Origin of the sequence: Flavobacterium johnsoniae, from assembly GCF_001879205.1 — a bacterium.
Classification (GTDB): domain Bacteria; phylum Bacteroidota; class Bacteroidia; order Flavobacteriales; family Flavobacteriaceae; genus Flavobacterium; species Flavobacterium johnsoniae_A.
The window spans coordinates 82,865-98,962 of the sequence record NZ_MLFK01000013.1; the positions used below are offsets into that span (position 1 = coordinate 82,865).

Annotated in this window: 13 protein-coding genes; 11 read left to right on the plus strand and 2 right to left on the minus strand. The window is 34.4% G+C overall.

The window, feature by feature from the left end; all coding sequences use genetic code 11:
- Nucleotides 1-189 precede the first annotated feature (189 nt).
- Nucleotides 190-1,077: a LysR family transcriptional regulator gene (locus tag BKM63_RS22375; RefSeq protein ID WP_071638796.1), complete on the plus strand. Its 888-nt coding sequence runs from the start codon at nt 190-192 to the stop codon at nt 1,075-1,077.
- A gap of 332 nt (nt 1,078-1,409) precedes the next feature.
- Nucleotides 1,410-2,690: a DUF2130 domain-containing protein gene (locus BKM63_RS22380; protein ID WP_071638797.1), complete on the plus strand. Its 1,281-nt coding sequence runs from the start codon at nt 1,410-1,412 to the stop codon at nt 2,688-2,690.
- Nucleotides 2,691-2,848: 158 nt separating this feature from the next.
- Here BKM63_RS22380 and BKM63_RS22385 read toward each other — a convergent pair whose 3' ends face one another.
- On the minus strand, nt 2,849-3,628 hold the full coding sequence (locus tag BKM63_RS22385) for an META domain-containing protein (protein ID WP_071638988.1): 780 nt from the start codon (nt 3,626-3,628) through the stop codon (nt 2,849-2,851).
- A gap of 268 nt (nt 3,629-3,896) precedes the next feature.
- Here BKM63_RS22385 and nirB point away from each other — a divergent pair, with 268 nt between their 5' ends.
- The 9 genes from nirB (at nt 3,897) to BKM63_RS22430 (ending at nt 15,172) form a co-directional block, all read left to right on the plus strand.
- Nucleotides 3,897-6,410 (plus strand): nitrite reductase large subunit NirB, encoded by a 2,514-nt coding sequence (gene nirB / locus BKM63_RS22390; protein ID WP_071638798.1) that lies wholly within the window; start codon nt 3,897-3,899, stop codon nt 6,408-6,410.
- Nucleotides 6,411-6,672: 262 nt separating this feature from the next.
- Nucleotides 6,673-7,050 carry a nitrite reductase small subunit NirD gene (gene nirD, locus BKM63_RS22395; RefSeq protein WP_071638799.1) on the plus strand — a complete coding sequence of 126 codons (378 nt, stop codon included), beginning with the start codon at nt 6,673-6,675 and terminating at the stop codon, nt 7,048-7,050.
- Between the two features lie 148 nt (nt 7,051-7,198).
- Entirely contained in the window at nt 7,199-7,783 is a 585-nt protein-coding gene (locus BKM63_RS22400) for a DUF4202 domain-containing protein (RefSeq protein WP_071638800.1), read from the plus strand.
- Nucleotides 7,784-7,792: 9 nt separating this feature from the next.
- The gene (locus BKM63_RS22405) at nt 7,793-9,601 is read left to right on the plus strand and encodes an ATP-binding protein (RefSeq protein ID WP_071638801.1); all 1,809 of its coding nucleotides are present in this window, start codon (nt 7,793-7,795) and stop codon (nt 9,599-9,601) included.
- 504 nt (nt 9,602-10,105) lie between these two features.
- Nucleotides 10,106-10,765, plus strand: a complete 660-nt coding sequence (locus BKM63_RS22410; protein WP_071638802.1) for a response regulator transcription factor — start codon at nt 10,106-10,108, stop codon at nt 10,763-10,765.
- A gap of 98 nt (nt 10,766-10,863) precedes the next feature.
- Nucleotides 10,864-12,342, plus strand: coding sequence for an MFS transporter (locus tag BKM63_RS22415; RefSeq protein WP_071638803.1), 1,479 nt, complete (start codon nt 10,864-10,866; stop codon nt 12,340-12,342).
- Nucleotides 12,343-12,442: 100 nt separating this feature from the next.
- Nucleotides 12,443-13,699, plus strand: a complete 1,257-nt coding sequence (locus BKM63_RS22420; protein ID WP_071638804.1) for an alginate export family protein — start codon at nt 12,443-12,445, stop codon at nt 13,697-13,699.
- A 136-nt stretch (nt 13,700-13,835) separates the two neighbouring features.
- On the plus strand, nt 13,836-14,549 hold the full coding sequence (locus BKM63_RS22425; RefSeq protein WP_071638805.1) for an endonuclease/exonuclease/phosphatase family protein: 714 nt from the start codon (nt 13,836-13,838) through the stop codon (nt 14,547-14,549).
- 2 nt (nt 14,550-14,551) lie between these two features.
- Nucleotides 14,552-15,172: a class I SAM-dependent methyltransferase gene (locus tag BKM63_RS22430; protein WP_071638806.1), complete on the plus strand. Its 621-nt coding sequence runs from the start codon at nt 14,552-14,554 to the stop codon at nt 15,170-15,172.
- Between the two features lie 69 nt (nt 15,173-15,241).
- Here BKM63_RS22430 and BKM63_RS22435 read toward each other — a convergent pair whose 3' ends face one another.
- Nucleotides 15,242-15,952: a Crp/Fnr family transcriptional regulator gene (locus tag BKM63_RS22435; RefSeq protein ID WP_071638807.1), complete on the minus strand. Its 711-nt coding sequence runs from the start codon at nt 15,950-15,952 to the stop codon at nt 15,242-15,244.
- Between the last annotated feature and the right edge of the window lie 146 nt (nt 15,953-16,098).

Consider the following 16,098-nt stretch of genomic DNA (forward strand, 5'->3'; position numbering starts at 1 on the left):
ACATTTAGGCAGATTAAGCGAATCTTTTTGCTATTATTGATTGGAATATTGTGATTAAGATGATTTATCTAAATTCATAATCTGCTATATGTGCCCAATTTGCAAGAGATTTATTTTTTTCAAAATTAACGCTTTGATATATACCTCAAAAATACTTATTTTGTCATTTATCTATACTTTAAAAGTATCATGGAATTACGTCACTTAAAATATTTTTTGGCTGTAGCCGAAGAACTGAACTTTACTAAAGCTTCAGAGAAACTATTTATTTCCCAGCCTCCCTTAAGCCGTCAGATTATTGAATTGGAACAAGAACTTCAGGCTAAGCTTTTCATTCGCAACAATAAAAAAGTAGAACTTACAGAAGCAGGAAAATATCTGCAGAAAGAAGCCAAAGAACTTTTTCAGAAACTAGAGCGCATTTCTCTCAAAACAAAAAAAATTGCAGAAAATGTTTCGGGCGAATTTAGAATAGCCTATATCAGTTCTATATATTCAGCCGTTATTTCCGAATTAATCCAATATTTAAAAACACAGTTTCCTTATGTAAATTTCAAATTATTTGAAGTTTCTACAACAAAGCAAATCAATGCATTGGAACAAGGAAAAATCGAAATGGGAATTATTCGCTCCCCCATAAAATCTCCAACAATAAAATCATATTTATGGTTTCAGGACGGATTTTCATTGGTTTACAATAAAAACAACATCCAAATAAAATCTGAAGAGGAAATTTTAAATCTAAAAAACGAAACTTTTGTTTTCTTCAACAAAGATTATGCACCGCATTATCATGAAGTTTTATTAGAACTTTGTTCTTTTTATGGCTTTACGCCGAAGATTATCCACGAAGCCAACAACATCAATTCAATCGTACAATTGGTCAAAAATGGATTAGGAATTTCAATAGTCCCATCAAACATTGCAAAGAATAATCCTGATTCTGCGATTGGTTTTATTGAACTCAAAAAAGTAAACCTTTTTACCGATGTTTCTGTTATCATCTCAAAAGAAGACAATTCTGAAATCACTAAAACCGCTGTCGATTTTTTATTGAATAAAAGTAGTGAACACTGAGATACTTTATAAATTTAATTTCGCAAAGTCGCAGAGGCGCAAAGTTTTTTTATAACTATTAGATTATCATCAACGTTTTCCATCCTGAGGGGTGACAAAAAAGAGAATAATAACTATCTACAATCAGCTTAAATTTGTAAAATCTGCGTGAAAAAAAATAAATTATCCCCCTGTTGCTTTGCGAGAGAGTTGTTCAAAACAATTTGCAAAAATTAGTGTAATTCGCTGCATACAAAAAATTCGTTACAATTTAGTACAGAAATCCACATCATAAAAACAGAACTTTTAAATACCTTAGCAAATTATAATTCTACTTAATAAAAACAATAAAAATGGCTGAACAATCTTCAATTCAGTGCCCAAATTGCGGAACTCCTATCGATGTCAATGATGTATTAAAACATCAGTTGGAAGACAGCATTCGTAAAGAATTTCAACAAAAAGCAACTATTCAGAATAAGGAGTTAGAGCTTAAAAACGAACAATTCGAAAAAGCAAAAGCCGAGTTTGAAGCCAAAAAAAAGCAAGAAAACGAACTTTTTGCAGAACGTTTGGAGCGTGAAAGAAAAATAGCCGAAAAAGAAATTTCTGAAAAGCTTAAAATTAAGCTGGATGAAGAGAATAAGGATCGTTTGCTTTTAATGGAAAAAGAACTTTCTGAAAAATCTGAAAAAATAAGGGAATTAAATAAAATGCAGGGTGAAATTGCGAAACTCCAACGTGAAAAACTGGAAATGAAGGAAGCAATTGAAGCCGAAGCACAAAAACAGTTAAACGCTACTTTGGTTTTAGAACGTGATAAAATCCGTAAACAGGAAGAAGAAAAAAACGAACTGAAAATCAAAGAATACCAAAAACAATCTGACGATCAAAAAAAACTGATCGAGGAAATGAAACGCAAGCAGGAACAAGGTTCAATGCAATTACAAGGCGAAGTAATGGAATTAGCGATTGAAGAATGGCTGGCAAACAATTTCCCACTTGATAGTATTGACGAAATTAAAAAAGGAGCCAATGGCGCCGACTGTCTTCAAATTGTAAATACGCGCGAACTGCAAAACTGCGGTTCTATTTATTACGAAAGCAAAAGAACAAAAGCTTTTCAGCCTTCCTGGATCGAAAAGTTTAAAAATGATATTAGAACAAAAAGGGCCAATATTGGTGTTTTAGTAACCGAAGTAATGCCAGCAGGAATGGAACGTATGGGAATGCGAGACGGAATCTGGATTTGTACTTATGAAGAATTTAAAGGTTTAAGTGCTGTTTTACGCCAGTCTTTGATTCAGGTTAGTCAGGCCGTTCAGGCGCAGGAAAACAAAGGCGATAAAATGTCGATGTTATATGATTTTTTAACCAGCAACGAGTTTCGCCTGCAGATTGAAGGCATTGTTGAAGGTTTTACGCAAATGCAAAACGATCTGGATTCTGAGAAAAGGGCTATGCAGAGAATCTGGAAACAAAGAGAAAAACAAATTGAAAAAGTAGTTCACAATACTTTAGGAATGTATGGTTCGATTCGCGGTATTGCCGGAAATGCGGTTCAGACCGTTCGTGCTTTAGAACTGGATTTTATCGAAGGTGATGATGAAGATCCTAAAGAATTATTTGAATAACTGAAGAAATTTCAATTTCTAATTCCAATCCCAATTTAACACATCATTTATCATTTAGACGAAGAAGAAATCACATCCGGAGAGCAGCACACTGTTTGTATTCACTTTATGTGATTTCTCCTTCTCCTAAATAATATGGATATTAGACCATTTTTAAATTAATCCACTTTCCTAAAAACCAAAAGCTTCGCAGAAGGATTAGACAGCGTTAACCTGTTATTTTCAATAGAATATGTTGTTGTGCTTTGCAATGCTTTTGTAAACTCCCCTTCTTTGTTTCCGGGTGCACAAGCCATTAAAGTTGAGACAACTTTAGAAAACCTCAGTAACCCTTTTTCATAAAAAATAGAACCGCTGATAGAATTACAACCGCCGTAACCCATAAATCTATTTTCAGACGAATTGATTTCAATTCGCGGAAATTCTCTTTGAAAGTCGGTAACAAATACTTTGAAACCGTTTAATTCTTCAAGAACCCAAATATCATGAAGGCGGTAATCGGTATTGTATTTCCCGCATCCATCAAGTTTTTTAGCTTCCAGCTCCGAATTATTTTTTATTTCAACCGAAACTTTATAAGGCGAAATAGCACCCGACATCGAATTTTGACATTCCAACTGCTGGATTGTAACTGTCACACTTGATGTATCATTACTTAATTTGTACATTTTTACATTTGCGTCCATTGCCTTTATGGCTTCCACTGCAGGAAAAACCAGCTTTTCCTTTCCAGATATAAGTGAAGTAAAAACAATTTTGTCATTACCCATTTTCAATGCCCAAAACGGTTCATTACCGGTGGCTGTAAAGTAATTCGTCATTTCATCTTCCTGAGTTCCATATTCAGAAGTCGTTTGTCCTTCAACAGTTTTGCCCGCTGTAGATTTACAACCTGCCATCAAGGAAACTAAAAGCAATAGAGAAAATATATTTTTCATAACATCTTTATTTAAAATATCATCTTTTAACAAAATACAAGTAAAATTCCTATGAATTTACAACTTTAATTTGAATTTCTTATTTAGAATCTTTTCAAATTTAAACAAATATAAATCATGCCATTTCGCTCAAAACCTGCACTACGTAAAAGATTACGACAAAATACGTAATCATTCTCGACTACACTACTTAAAAAATTACAACAAATAAGTATTTAAATAAGTATAAATACTTATATTTGCGTAGTAATACTTAATTAAAGAAATCATGATTAGAGTAATTGTAGTTGGAAACGGCATGGTTGGCTATAAATTTTGCGAAAAATTCATTGCAAAATCAGGACAAGAGAAGTATCAAATTACCGTTTTTGGTGAAGAACCAAGACGAGCTTACGATCGTGTTCACTTAAGTGAATACTTTGGAGGGAAAACTGCAGACGATTTATCACTCTCGACAACCGAATGGTATGCAGAAAACAACATTACTCTTAACACATCAGAATTAATTACAGACATAAATCGTGTAGAAAAAACGATACATACACATTTAGAAAAAACACATACGTATGATTACTTAGTTCTTGCAACAGGTTCATCTGCATTTGTCCCTCCAATTGACGGAGTTGAAAAAGAAGGTGTTTTTGTGTACAGAACCATCGAAGATCTGGATGCCATTATGGCCTACGCCAAAAAAATAAAAATAAAAGGTGCCACCGAAGCGGCAGTTTTAGGAGGCGGTTTATTAGGTCTTGAAGCTGCAAAAGCAGTTAGGGATTTAGGATTGAATCCACACGTGGTTGAATTTGCACCCAGACTAATGCCCAGACAATTAGACAAAGGCGCAAGTGATATGCTGCAATCTAAAATTGAAGAATTAAATATTGGTATTCACCTTAATAAAGCAACCCAATATATTGATGGAAAAGAATGCATCACCGGAATGATGTTTGCCGATGACGAATTGTTAAAAGTAGACATGCTGGTTATTTCTGCCGGAATCAAACCACGCGACGAACTCGCAAGGGTTTCAGGACTGGAAGTTGGCTTAAGAGGCGGTATTGTGGTAAACAATCAAATGCAGACATCTGATCCTTCTATCTATGCGATTGGCGAAGCGGCACTTTATAATCAAAACATTTACGGACTTGTTGCTCCAGGTTACGAAATGGCAGATGTTGCTGCCGAGCAAATCTTAAATGGTTCCAAAACCATGAGAGAAACCATCGATATGTCGACACAATTGAAATTGATTGGTGTTGAAGTTGCGAGTTTTGGTGATCCTTTTATTGAAAATGATAATGTGACCGCGATTATTTATGAAAATAAATTAAGTGGTATCTACAAAAGAATTAACGTAACTAAAGATTCTAAAAACTTATTGGGAGGGATTTTGGTTGGAGATTCGAGCGATTATAATTCACTTTTTCAGATTTACAGCAATGCGATGGCATTACCAAAAAATCCTGAAGATTTGATTTTAGGTTCTCGTGACGGCTCTGAAGGTTCAAGTTTAGGAAGCGTAATGGATTTACCAGACACAGCTGTAATTTGTTCTTGCGAAAACGTTACAAAAGGTGCTATTTGCTGTTCTCTTTTAGACGAAACTTGTTCCAATTTCTCTGATGTTGTAAAACATACCAAAGCCACTTCCGGATGTGGCGGCTGTAAACCAATGGTTTCAGATTTGGTAAAAGCCACTCAAAAATCGCTTGGAAAAGAAGTAAAAGAAGTAATTTGTGAGCATTTTAGTTATACGCGTCAGGAATTATTCGACTTGGTAAAAATCAATAAATATGAGAATTTTTATGATGTTCTGGATCATCACGGAAAAGGCGATGGCTGCGAAGTATGCAAACCGGTTGTAGCTTCTATTTTCTCCAGCATTTATAATGATACTGCAAACAAACACGTTACCACTCAAGATACAAATGACATATTTTTGGCAAATATTCAACGAAACGGGACTTATTCTGTTGTTCCAAGAGTTGCCGGAGGTGAAATTACAGCTGAGAAATTAATCGTTATTGGCGAAGTAGCCAAACAATTTGATTTATACACCAAAATCACGGGAGCTCAAAGAGTTGATTTATTCGGAGCTCATTTAAGTGATTTACCAAAAATCTGGAAAATCTTAATCGACAATGGCTTTGAAAGCGGCCATGCGTACGGAAAATCACTTCGTGCCGTAAAAAGCTGTGTTGGAAACGCCTGGTGCCGTTACGGAATGGACGACAGCGCCGGATTTGCCATCGAACTAGAAAACAGATACAAAGGAATCCGTTCTCCTCATAAACTAAAAGGAGGTGTTTCGGCTTGCATCCGCGAATGTGCAGAAGCCCGCGGAAAAGATTTTGGACTAATTGCTGTTGAAGGCGGATGGAATTTATACATCGCCGGAAATGGGGGTGCCAACCCTAAACATGCCGTTTTATTAGCAGAAAAAATTGATAAGGAAACCGTGATAAAATACATGGACAGATTCTTAATGTATTACATAAGAACTGCTGGTCCGCTGATTCGAACTTCAACATGGTTAGAAAAACTAGATGGAGGTTTAGATTATTTAAAAGAAGTCATTATCGAAGATAGTTTAGGAATCTGCGAAACCCTTGAAGCCGAAATGCAGACTTTGGTAAACACTTTTGAATGCGAATGGAAACAAGTTCTGGAAAAACCAAGATTACTAAAACGTTTCAATCACTTTGTAAACTCAGATGAAAAAGATGAAAATGCGGTTTTTGTTCCGTTAAGAGATCAAAAAGCACCAAAAGCATGGTCTTAGTTTTATAAATAATTTTCAAACACATAGAAAAATAGCTCATAGGAATGCATAAAGGCGCATCACTTGCATTAACAAACATAGCAAAGCTGTAAAAAAATTGCAGTTCAAAAGGTTTTTAATTTTTAATTAAAAAATCAGCTCCAAAAAAAGAAAAAAAATATCATAAACGTTTGCTGTCCTTCTTACCCTCTTTTTTACTGCGCCATCAAACTCTCTTGATTGTAAAAAGAGGGCTAAGAAACAGGAACAAAAATTTAATACCATGGAAGAAATCTTAAATCAATACGAAACAGTTCATGCAAGCGATGCAACAATTTGGTTTAAAGCGGGTAAAGTAGAAGATTTTCCAACCAATCGAGGCGGCTGCATCAAATATAAAAACAAGCAGATTGCTATTTTTAATTTTGCTCGCCGTAATGAATGGTATGCCTGCCAAAACGCCTGCCCGCACAAAATGGAAATGGTACTTTCAAGAGGAATGACAGGATCATCAGATGATATTCCAAAAATTGCTTGTCCAATGCACAAGAAAACATTTTCACTTATTGATGGATCTAATTTAAACGGAGACGACTTTAAAATTGCAACCTATCCGATTAAGGTTGTAGAGAATGAAGTATTTGTTGGTTTTGTAGATTAAAAAAAATGTGAAATGTGAGATGTGATTAGTAAAAAGTGAAAAATGAGAATGTTTTTTTAGTAATCACATTTCACATCTCACATTTCACATTTCACATCTCACATATTTACTAATTCCGTATCTTTGAAATCTATTATCAAACCAAACAATGACTACACCTTTTCAAAAAGCAAGCGAGTGGATTGATGCTGAAAATGCACAAGATCCCAACATTGAAATCGATCAAAATACAGAATACCCAAAAGAATTATTGTATTCCAACAGGATGTACCAAAGACTAATGGAGTTCGAACCAAATGCATCTGAAGAAATCCAGATTGCCTCAAAAGCGCAGCACATCTGCAGATGGAAAGTTGCCCGTGAATCCTATCCAATGGATCGTGTAGGATACTTGAAATGGAGAGAAGAGCTTAAAAAATTTCACGCCAAAACTACCGCTGAAATTTTGGAAAAAGATGGTTACGACCAAACTTTTATAGATCGTGTTTCGTTTTTAATCGAAAAAAAACTGCTTAAAAAAGATGCCGAAACTCAATTACTGGAAGATGTTATCTGTTTAGTGTTTCTAGACTATTATTTAGATCCATTTGTACATAAACACGATGAAGAAAAGCTAAAAAACATCATTAAAAAAACCTGGGATAAAATGTCTGAGAAAGGACATGAGGCAGCCTTAAAAATCAATTATTCTGAAGAAAACCTCAATCTTATAAAAGCCTCTTTAGGATTGTAAACTTATTTTATGAAGAAAAGCAATCAGGAAGAAGAAAAAATCACTTTCAAAAACTTACGCCGTCTGTATTTTTTTGCGCTTCTTACTATTGCTTTAACTATAATTATCAGTCAGATTTTAGTGCAGTACAATCTGAACCAGCAGTTAAGCGATTCTAAAATCATCAACTTCTCCGGAAAACAAAGAATGCTGAGCCAGAAAATTGTGAAAGAAGTTTTAATTCTTCATTATGTATCTGATAGCACTTCTTCTGAGCAGATTTCGCATTTGCAAAGCGTTTTATTGCTTTGGAAAAAAAATCAAAATGCACTCGAAAACGGCAGCGACAGCCTGGCTTTTCCAAAAGAAAAATCAGAGACACTTCGTAAATTATATCTTGAAATCAATCCTATTTTCAATAAAATTGCCCAAACAACCCATTCTTTTTTATTGAATTTAAAAGAGAAAAAACATTCCTCAGAAAATCAAAAACTGGTTCAGGTTATTTTAGAAAACGAAGGTCTTTTCCTTTCAAAAATGAATCAGATTGTTACACAATACGATCTCGAAGCGCATGAAAAAGTAACAGAGCAGCGAAAAATAGAATATTGGATCTTTGGTTTTACTCTTTTAGTCCTGCTTTTAGAATTCTTCTTTATTTTTAAACCCACAAATAAGAAAATCGAAAGATTAATTGCCAAACTTTTATCTTCAGAAAAGAAAGCTTTAAAACTGGCATATGATACGGAGATCATCAGCGAAATTAAGGAAAACTCGGTTAAAGAATTAAAATCGCTCAACTACGCAATGGAAAACACGCTGCTTTATTGCCGTATTGCGCCAGATGGTTCTATTATACATATCGGAGAAAAATTTGCTAAACTTTTAAATTACACTAAGTTTTCATCAAATAAAAAATTCTCTGAAGTCTTAACGATAGATGAAAAAGAGCAAATCAATATTGACCGGCTTATTTTTGAAAAACAAAGAAGCGGCTGGCAGGGCGAAATTAAAATTTTAAACAAAGAAGATCAAACCATTTGGCTCGATTTGTCAATGGTTCCGGTTACAATAAAAAAAGACGAACTTGAACTTTTAATCGTTTGTTTCAACATTACCGAACGTAAAAAAGCACAGCGCGAAGTAGAGCGTTTGAACCTCGAAAACATCACAGAGAAAATCAATCAGCAAAAAATTATTTCAAGCAAAATTGTCGAAAATCAAGAGAACGAACAAAACCGAATTGCAAAAGAAATTCACGACGGAATTGGACAAATGCTTACTGGCTTGAAGTTTAGCCTTGAAAGCATCAATCTTGACGACAAAGAAAAAGCGGCGCAAAAAATCGAATATCTTAAAAAATTATCCCTCGATATTATAAAAGGCGTTCGTACAGCAACTTTTAATTTAATGCCTCCGGAATTAAGCGATCACGGAATCGTTTCTTCTTTGGCAAAACTAACACAGGAACTCTCAAAACTAACAGGAAAAGAAATCCTTTTTTACAATAAAACTGATTTTGAAAAGCGTTTAGACTCTTTAATTGAAATCAATATTTATCGTCTAACGCAGGAAGCCATCAACAACGCCATAAAGTATGCTGAATCATCGCATATTATTGTACAGCTTTCACACAGTGAAACTTTACTAAGCATTATTATCGATGATAACGGCAAGGGTTTTGACATTGCATCTGTAGATAAAAAACGTAACAGCGAATCCGGAATGGGATTATTGTTTATGAAAGAAAGAATTCAATACATCAACGGACGCGTTTTCATCAACTCAATTCCAGGTGAAGGAACGAGAATTACATTCAATATTCCGATACTGAAATAGAAATTCCAAATTTTTAAATTGCGTACCTGTTCGTTATCGCTTGAGCACAAAATCCAAATACTGTGTGCTTAACAAACTTGACAAAGTTCTGTACAATCTTCTCAGGCTGAGCGATTCCACGGCTTTGGGAGAAGCCCAGGCAAAGTAAATCGACAAAATCATTATCTCATTTTCAAATTGACAAATCATCTAATTTATTTGGGCGAGACACCATCCCGCCAAGAGGGCCAGATCTCCTTTGTGTATATTCGCCCTCTTATCGGGATGCTGTCGGGCTATCCGGGCTACTTCGGTAGCTTCCTCCTATCCCTCTCGCGGACAATCGTTTTCAAAAGATAACATCAAGCTTAAAAACTTTTACCAAACTTTAATACTTTGACAAAGTTGAGCTTCCCAACATTAGAAATTCTAATATTGGAATTTAATTTTAAAAAAAGTACGTATATTAGCATCTTCGTTATAGATGAATATACGTAAAAAATCCAGCAATAAATTAAGTAAATTATGAGTAATATCATTCGTGTAGTACTAGCAGACGATCATGTTTTTGTAAGAGATGGAATTAAATCTTTACTCGAAAATGAAGCAAACATAGAGGTTGCAGGCGAAGCAATTGACGGTGCCGATGCCCTTGAAGTAGTTGCAGAAAGCAAACCTGATTTACTTATAGTAGATATTCGTATGCCAAATTTAACCGGCATCGAAGTAGTAGAAAAACTTAGAAGCGAAAATAATAATGTAAAAATCATCATGCTTTCGATGCACGAATCGGAAGAATATGTATTAAAATCCATAAAAGCCGGTGCCGACGGTTATTTATTAAAAGGCTCAAGCAAAGAAGAATTCCTAAAAGCTTTACATACTGTTGCTGCAGGAGGAAAATATTTTAGCGGTGATATTTCATCTATCTTAATTAGTCAGCTTACAAGCCCTTTAAATTCATTAGAGCCCAAGCAAAATTTAGCCGACGAAATGATGATTACCAAAAGGGAAAAAGAAATCCTTACTCTTTTATTATCAGGAAAAGGAAATAAAGAAATTGCCGAAGCTCTTGACATCAGTAAACGAACTGCCGAAGTACACCGTTTTAACCTGATGAAAAAACTGAAAGTTAAAAATTTAATGGAACTTTCTAACAAAGCTGCAGAATACTCTTTAATTTAAAAAAAATACGTATAAATACGTAATTATTTTTCAAAACCTGCGTTTTCGCATGTTTAAACTAAGTTATAGTACTTATTTTTACTCAAAAATCAAGTACTATGAAAAATACGAACTCACTATCGCAATCACACAAAATTTTATTTTTGAACACATTGGCTTTTACAGTGTGTTTTGCCTGCTGGACATTAAACGGGGTTTTAGTAACCTTTTTAGTTGATAATGGAATTTTCCATTGGAGCGTAGTTCAGGTTGGCTGGCTTCTTGGAATTCCAATTCTAACAGGATCCATTATGCGCCTGCCAATTGGTATCTTAACAGATAAATTTGGCGGTAAATATGTTTTTTCTCTTTTATTGCTTCTGTGCTCCATACCACTATTCCTCCTACCTTATGCTGACAGTTTTTTTATGTTTGCTTTACTTAGTTTTTTCTTCGGAATGGTGGGAACCAGTTTTGCCGTAGGAATTGGATATACCTCAATCTGGTACCCAAAAGAATGGCAGGGACGTGCTTTAGGAATCTTTGGAATGGGAAATGCAGGTGCTGCAATTACTACTTTTCTTGCTCCATCATTGCTAAATCATTTCTCGATCAGCGATCCTCAAAACGGCTGGAAAATACTTCCTGTAATTTACGCTGTTTCCTTAGTTGTCATTGGTATTGCTTTTTTAATTTTCGCTAAAAACAAAAAAATAGAAAACAATACCAAAACAGTTTCTCAAATGCTTGGTTCTTTAAAATCAGCTAGGGTTTGGCGTTTTGGAGCTTATTACTTTTTAGTATTCGGATGTTTTGTAGCGTATTCTCAATGGCTTTTGCCCAACTTTATGAACGTTTACCAAACCAGTTTGGTCATGGGTGGTTTATTTGCAACCCTTTTCAGTCTGCCATCTGGTGTAATCAGGGCTTTTGGAGGATATTTGTCGGATAAATTTGGCGCTAGAAAAGTGATGTATTGGGTTTTAAGTTCTTCTGTTATTTTGAGCGCTTTACTAATGGTTCCAAAAATGGAAATAACTACTGCCGGACCAGGAGTTTTAGCAACCAAAAAAGGAACAATCACCTCTGTTGCAAAAGACAATATTAAAATAGGAGAAACTAATTTTAATATTGCCCAAAGGAAAGAAAGCCAAACTGAAAATGCTATTTTTCCAACCACCACTTCGTGGCAGCAGGTTGTAGTAGAACAAAATCAAACCGTAAAGAAAAAAGAACTTTTAGCAAAGGGAATTACAGTTATTAAGTTTGATGCCAATATGTGGGTATTTCTGGTATTAGTAATTCTAATTGGAATTTCGTGGGGAATTGGAAAAGCTGCAGTTTACAAACACATTCCCGAATACTTCCCTACAGAAGTAGGAGTTGTTGGCGGCATGGTTGGAATGATTGGCGGTCTGGGAGGCTTCTTTGGCCCTATAATATTCGGGTATTTATTGACCGCAACGGGAATCTGGTCGAGTTCATGGATTTTTATTTTGATATTTTCAGCTGTTTGTTTATTTTGGATGCATTACACCATTACTAAAATAATGAACAATAAGCAACCGGTTCTGGCAAAGGTAATTGACAGACAATAGATTATAATAAGATTAAAAAATTATTAGAAATATGATTATAATCATGTAAAAAGAAATCTTTTTCTTATAATTTTACAGCAAAATAAAAACATGACAAATTATGAAAAAACTTAAGCTAATTTTAATTCTAATAGTAGGATTAAGTTTTGAAATTCAAGCTCAGGAATTAGATGTAAATTTACAAGTAAGACCACGTTTTGAATATCGTAACGGATACAAGACACTTTTGCCTGAAGGTCAAAAAGGAACTTCACAAATTTCACAGCGTTCTCGTTTAAATTTTAACTACAAACAAGATGAACTAACTGTAAAATTAACTTTTCAAAATACCAGAACCTGGGGAGATGTTTCACCAACCGCGACTGCAGATAAAAATGGAGTAGCAGTTTTTGAAGCGTGGGCACAATATAATTTTACTGAAAAATGGAGCGCCAGAATGGGACGTCAGGTACTATCTTATGACAACCAGCGTATTATGGGAGAAATGGATTGGGCACAGCAAGGACAAAGCCATGACGCCTTGACGGTTTCTTACCACTCAGGAAACAATCAATTAGATCTTGGAGGAGCTTACAACTCTGATGCCGAAAACACCTTTCAAACTCCTTATACTGTAAACTCTTATAAAACTTTACAATATGCCTGGTATCACACTAATTTGGATAAATTAGGAGCAAGCTTGTTATTGTTAAATACAGGGTACGAATACAAAAATACTGCTGATAAGTTATTAGTAGATTACAAACAAACTTTTGGTACCTACTTAACGTATAAAAACAAAAAGTTCGATGCAAATGCATGGATATATGGACAAACAGGTAAAAGCGCAGATTTGCAGGTAAGCGCCTGGAATGCTGCTGCAAACTTAGGATACAGCTTCACTGAATCATTCAAAGCTGGTTTAGGATATGAATTCCTTTCTGGAAAAGATTCAAATGACGGAAGTAAAGTCATTAAATCATTTAATCCTATCTTTGGTACAAACCACGGTTTTAATGGTTATATGGATTATTTTTATGTTGGAAATCACATAAACAATGTAGGATTACAAGATGCCTTTATCAAACTAAACTACAATGTAAACAAATGGCAGTTTGCTTTAATTCCACACGTATTCCTATCTGCGGCTGATGTTGTTACACCTCTAAACGAAAAAATGGATTCGTATCTTGGAACTGAGATTGATGCAACTTTTGGCTACAATTTCAAAAAAGACATAACAGTTACTGGAGGTTATTCTCAAATGTTTGGATCTAAAACTTTAGAATTTATTAAAAACGGAGATGCAGGTCACGCAAACAATTGGGCTTGGTTAATGATTTCTGTAAATCCTAGAATTTTTAGCTGGAAGAAATAAAAACATACTTAAAAATTTAAATTTTATAATTGCCCTTTTTCTATTTTGGAAAAGGGCTTTTTTGTTTTTTATAAAAAAATGAAGCACTCAATTTTAGTATATTTGAATTCGCTATTTATGAAAGAAACTATACCAGATGAAAATCATAGCTTGGAATTGCAACATGGCTTTCAGAAAAAAAGCTGAGTTTATTTTAGCTCATCATCCTGATATTGTCATTATTTCTGAGTGTGAGAATCCTGATAAGCTAAAGTTTCCGGACGAAATACAGCTGCCAAAACAAATCCTCTGGTATGGTACAAATCCGCACAAAGGACTTGCCGTTTTCTCCTATAGCGATTATCGATTTCAACTCCTTGACTGCCATAACCCAACTTTTAAAAATATCCTTCCAATAGCCGTAACTGGAGGGAAAATTGATTTTACTTTATTTGCAGTTTGGGCCAATAATCCGAAAGACAAAGACGGACAGTATGTAACACAGGTTTGGAAAGCGATTAATTATTATAACGATCTTATCAAGGAGAACAAAACCATTTTAGCCGGCGATTTTAACAGTAACACTATTTGGGACAAACCACGACGGGAAGGAAATCATACAACAGTCGTGAACAAATTAGGAGAAAAAAACATTTTCAGTACGTATCATAAATATTTCAATCAAATACAAGGTAAAGAAGAACATCCAACTTTATATCTTTACCGACACGAAAATAGACCGTATCATCTTGATTACTGTTTTGCCTCCAATGATTTCATAGAAACTCTGGAAAGTGTTGAAATAGGAAATTACCAAGATTGGACCAATCTGAGTGACCACAAACCTTTAATAATTAAATTCAATATATAAACATGAACAACTGGACCAAGAGATGGGACGACCGCTACAGCAGTGAAGAATTTGCTTACGGCACAGCACCTAACAATTATTTAAAAGAACAACTACAAAAACTAAGTCCCGGCAAAATTCTTTTTCCTGCTGAAGGAGAAGGTCGAAATGCCGTGTTTGCTGCAAAATCAGGATGGAAAGTTTCTGCATTTGATATTAGCGAAGAAGGAAAAAACAAAGCTATTAAACTTGCTGAAAACAATAATGTATCGATTGATTATAAAGTGGGAGAATTAGAAACATTAAATTTCCAGGAAAAACAATTTGATGCAATTGCTTTAATTTATGCTCATTTTCCGGCAGAAATTAAATCGGTTATTCATAAACAGCTTGATACCTTATTGAACAAAAATGGTATTATTATTTTTGAAGCTTTCAGCAAAAAACATTTAGAATATCTTGCCGTAAACGAAAAAGTAGGAGGACCAAAAGATATTGAATCCTTATTTTCGACAGAAGAAATAAAAGCCGATTTCGCTGATTATGAAATAATCGAATTAGAAGAAAAAGAAATTGAGTTGAACGAAGGTTTATTCCATAACGGAAAAGGTTCTGTAATTCGATTTATTGGCAGAAAAAAATAAATTAAAATCGACGTGGAGACGCACTGTGTTGCGTCTCTGCAAAAACAATACGTATTACTACGTAAAGAATTAACTTATTATATATTTATGCTCCATAATTTCAGACCTTAATTCTGAAATATTCAAAATCCCAATTCTTTTTCCTGATGTTTTAATCAGCACTTCCTTTTTCAGACTGGAAATTACTCGAATGGCTTGTTCCTCGGTTGTTCCTGCAAAATCAGCAATTTCTTTTCGCGAAAGTTCGATATCAATTAAACCATTGATTTGGCCAAATTTGCGATGAATATAGAGCAGTAAATCAACCACACGTTCACGAACATTCATATGAGCAATCTTACGGATATTATTCTCGCTTTTATTTAATTCATCGGCATAAAACAACATTAAATTATATGTAAATTCAGGAATGTGCTGTAATAGATTTAACATGGTTTCGTTGCTGAAATGACACAAAAGAGTATCTTCTAAAGCATAAGCACCAATTAAGTATTTTCTTCCAGTTCCAAATCCGCGAAAACCAATAATATCTCCGTTTTTTGTGAGGCGTACAATTTGCTCCCGCCCGTTTATTCCCGTTTTAACTGTTTTGACTTTACCGCTGCATATAAAATAAAGTCCTTGCATAGCTGCGCCTTCAGTAATAAACTGTCCAGATTTTTTGCACGCAACACTTTGCTTTTTAGAAACATACTGCGCCATTTTCTCTAAATGTAAATGCTTATTGATAAAACAATTTTCATTAACACAAGAATAGCAACTTGCTTGTCCTTCTTTCATGAGTTCTATTTTTATACCAGATTAAAATCTAATTTGTTGTTCCTCATTTATTTCCATCAAAAGTAAAAAATAAATTCTAAAAATAAGTATTAATACGTAAAAATACTTATTTTTGTATAAGTGATTTATCTAAAATCAATCTGACT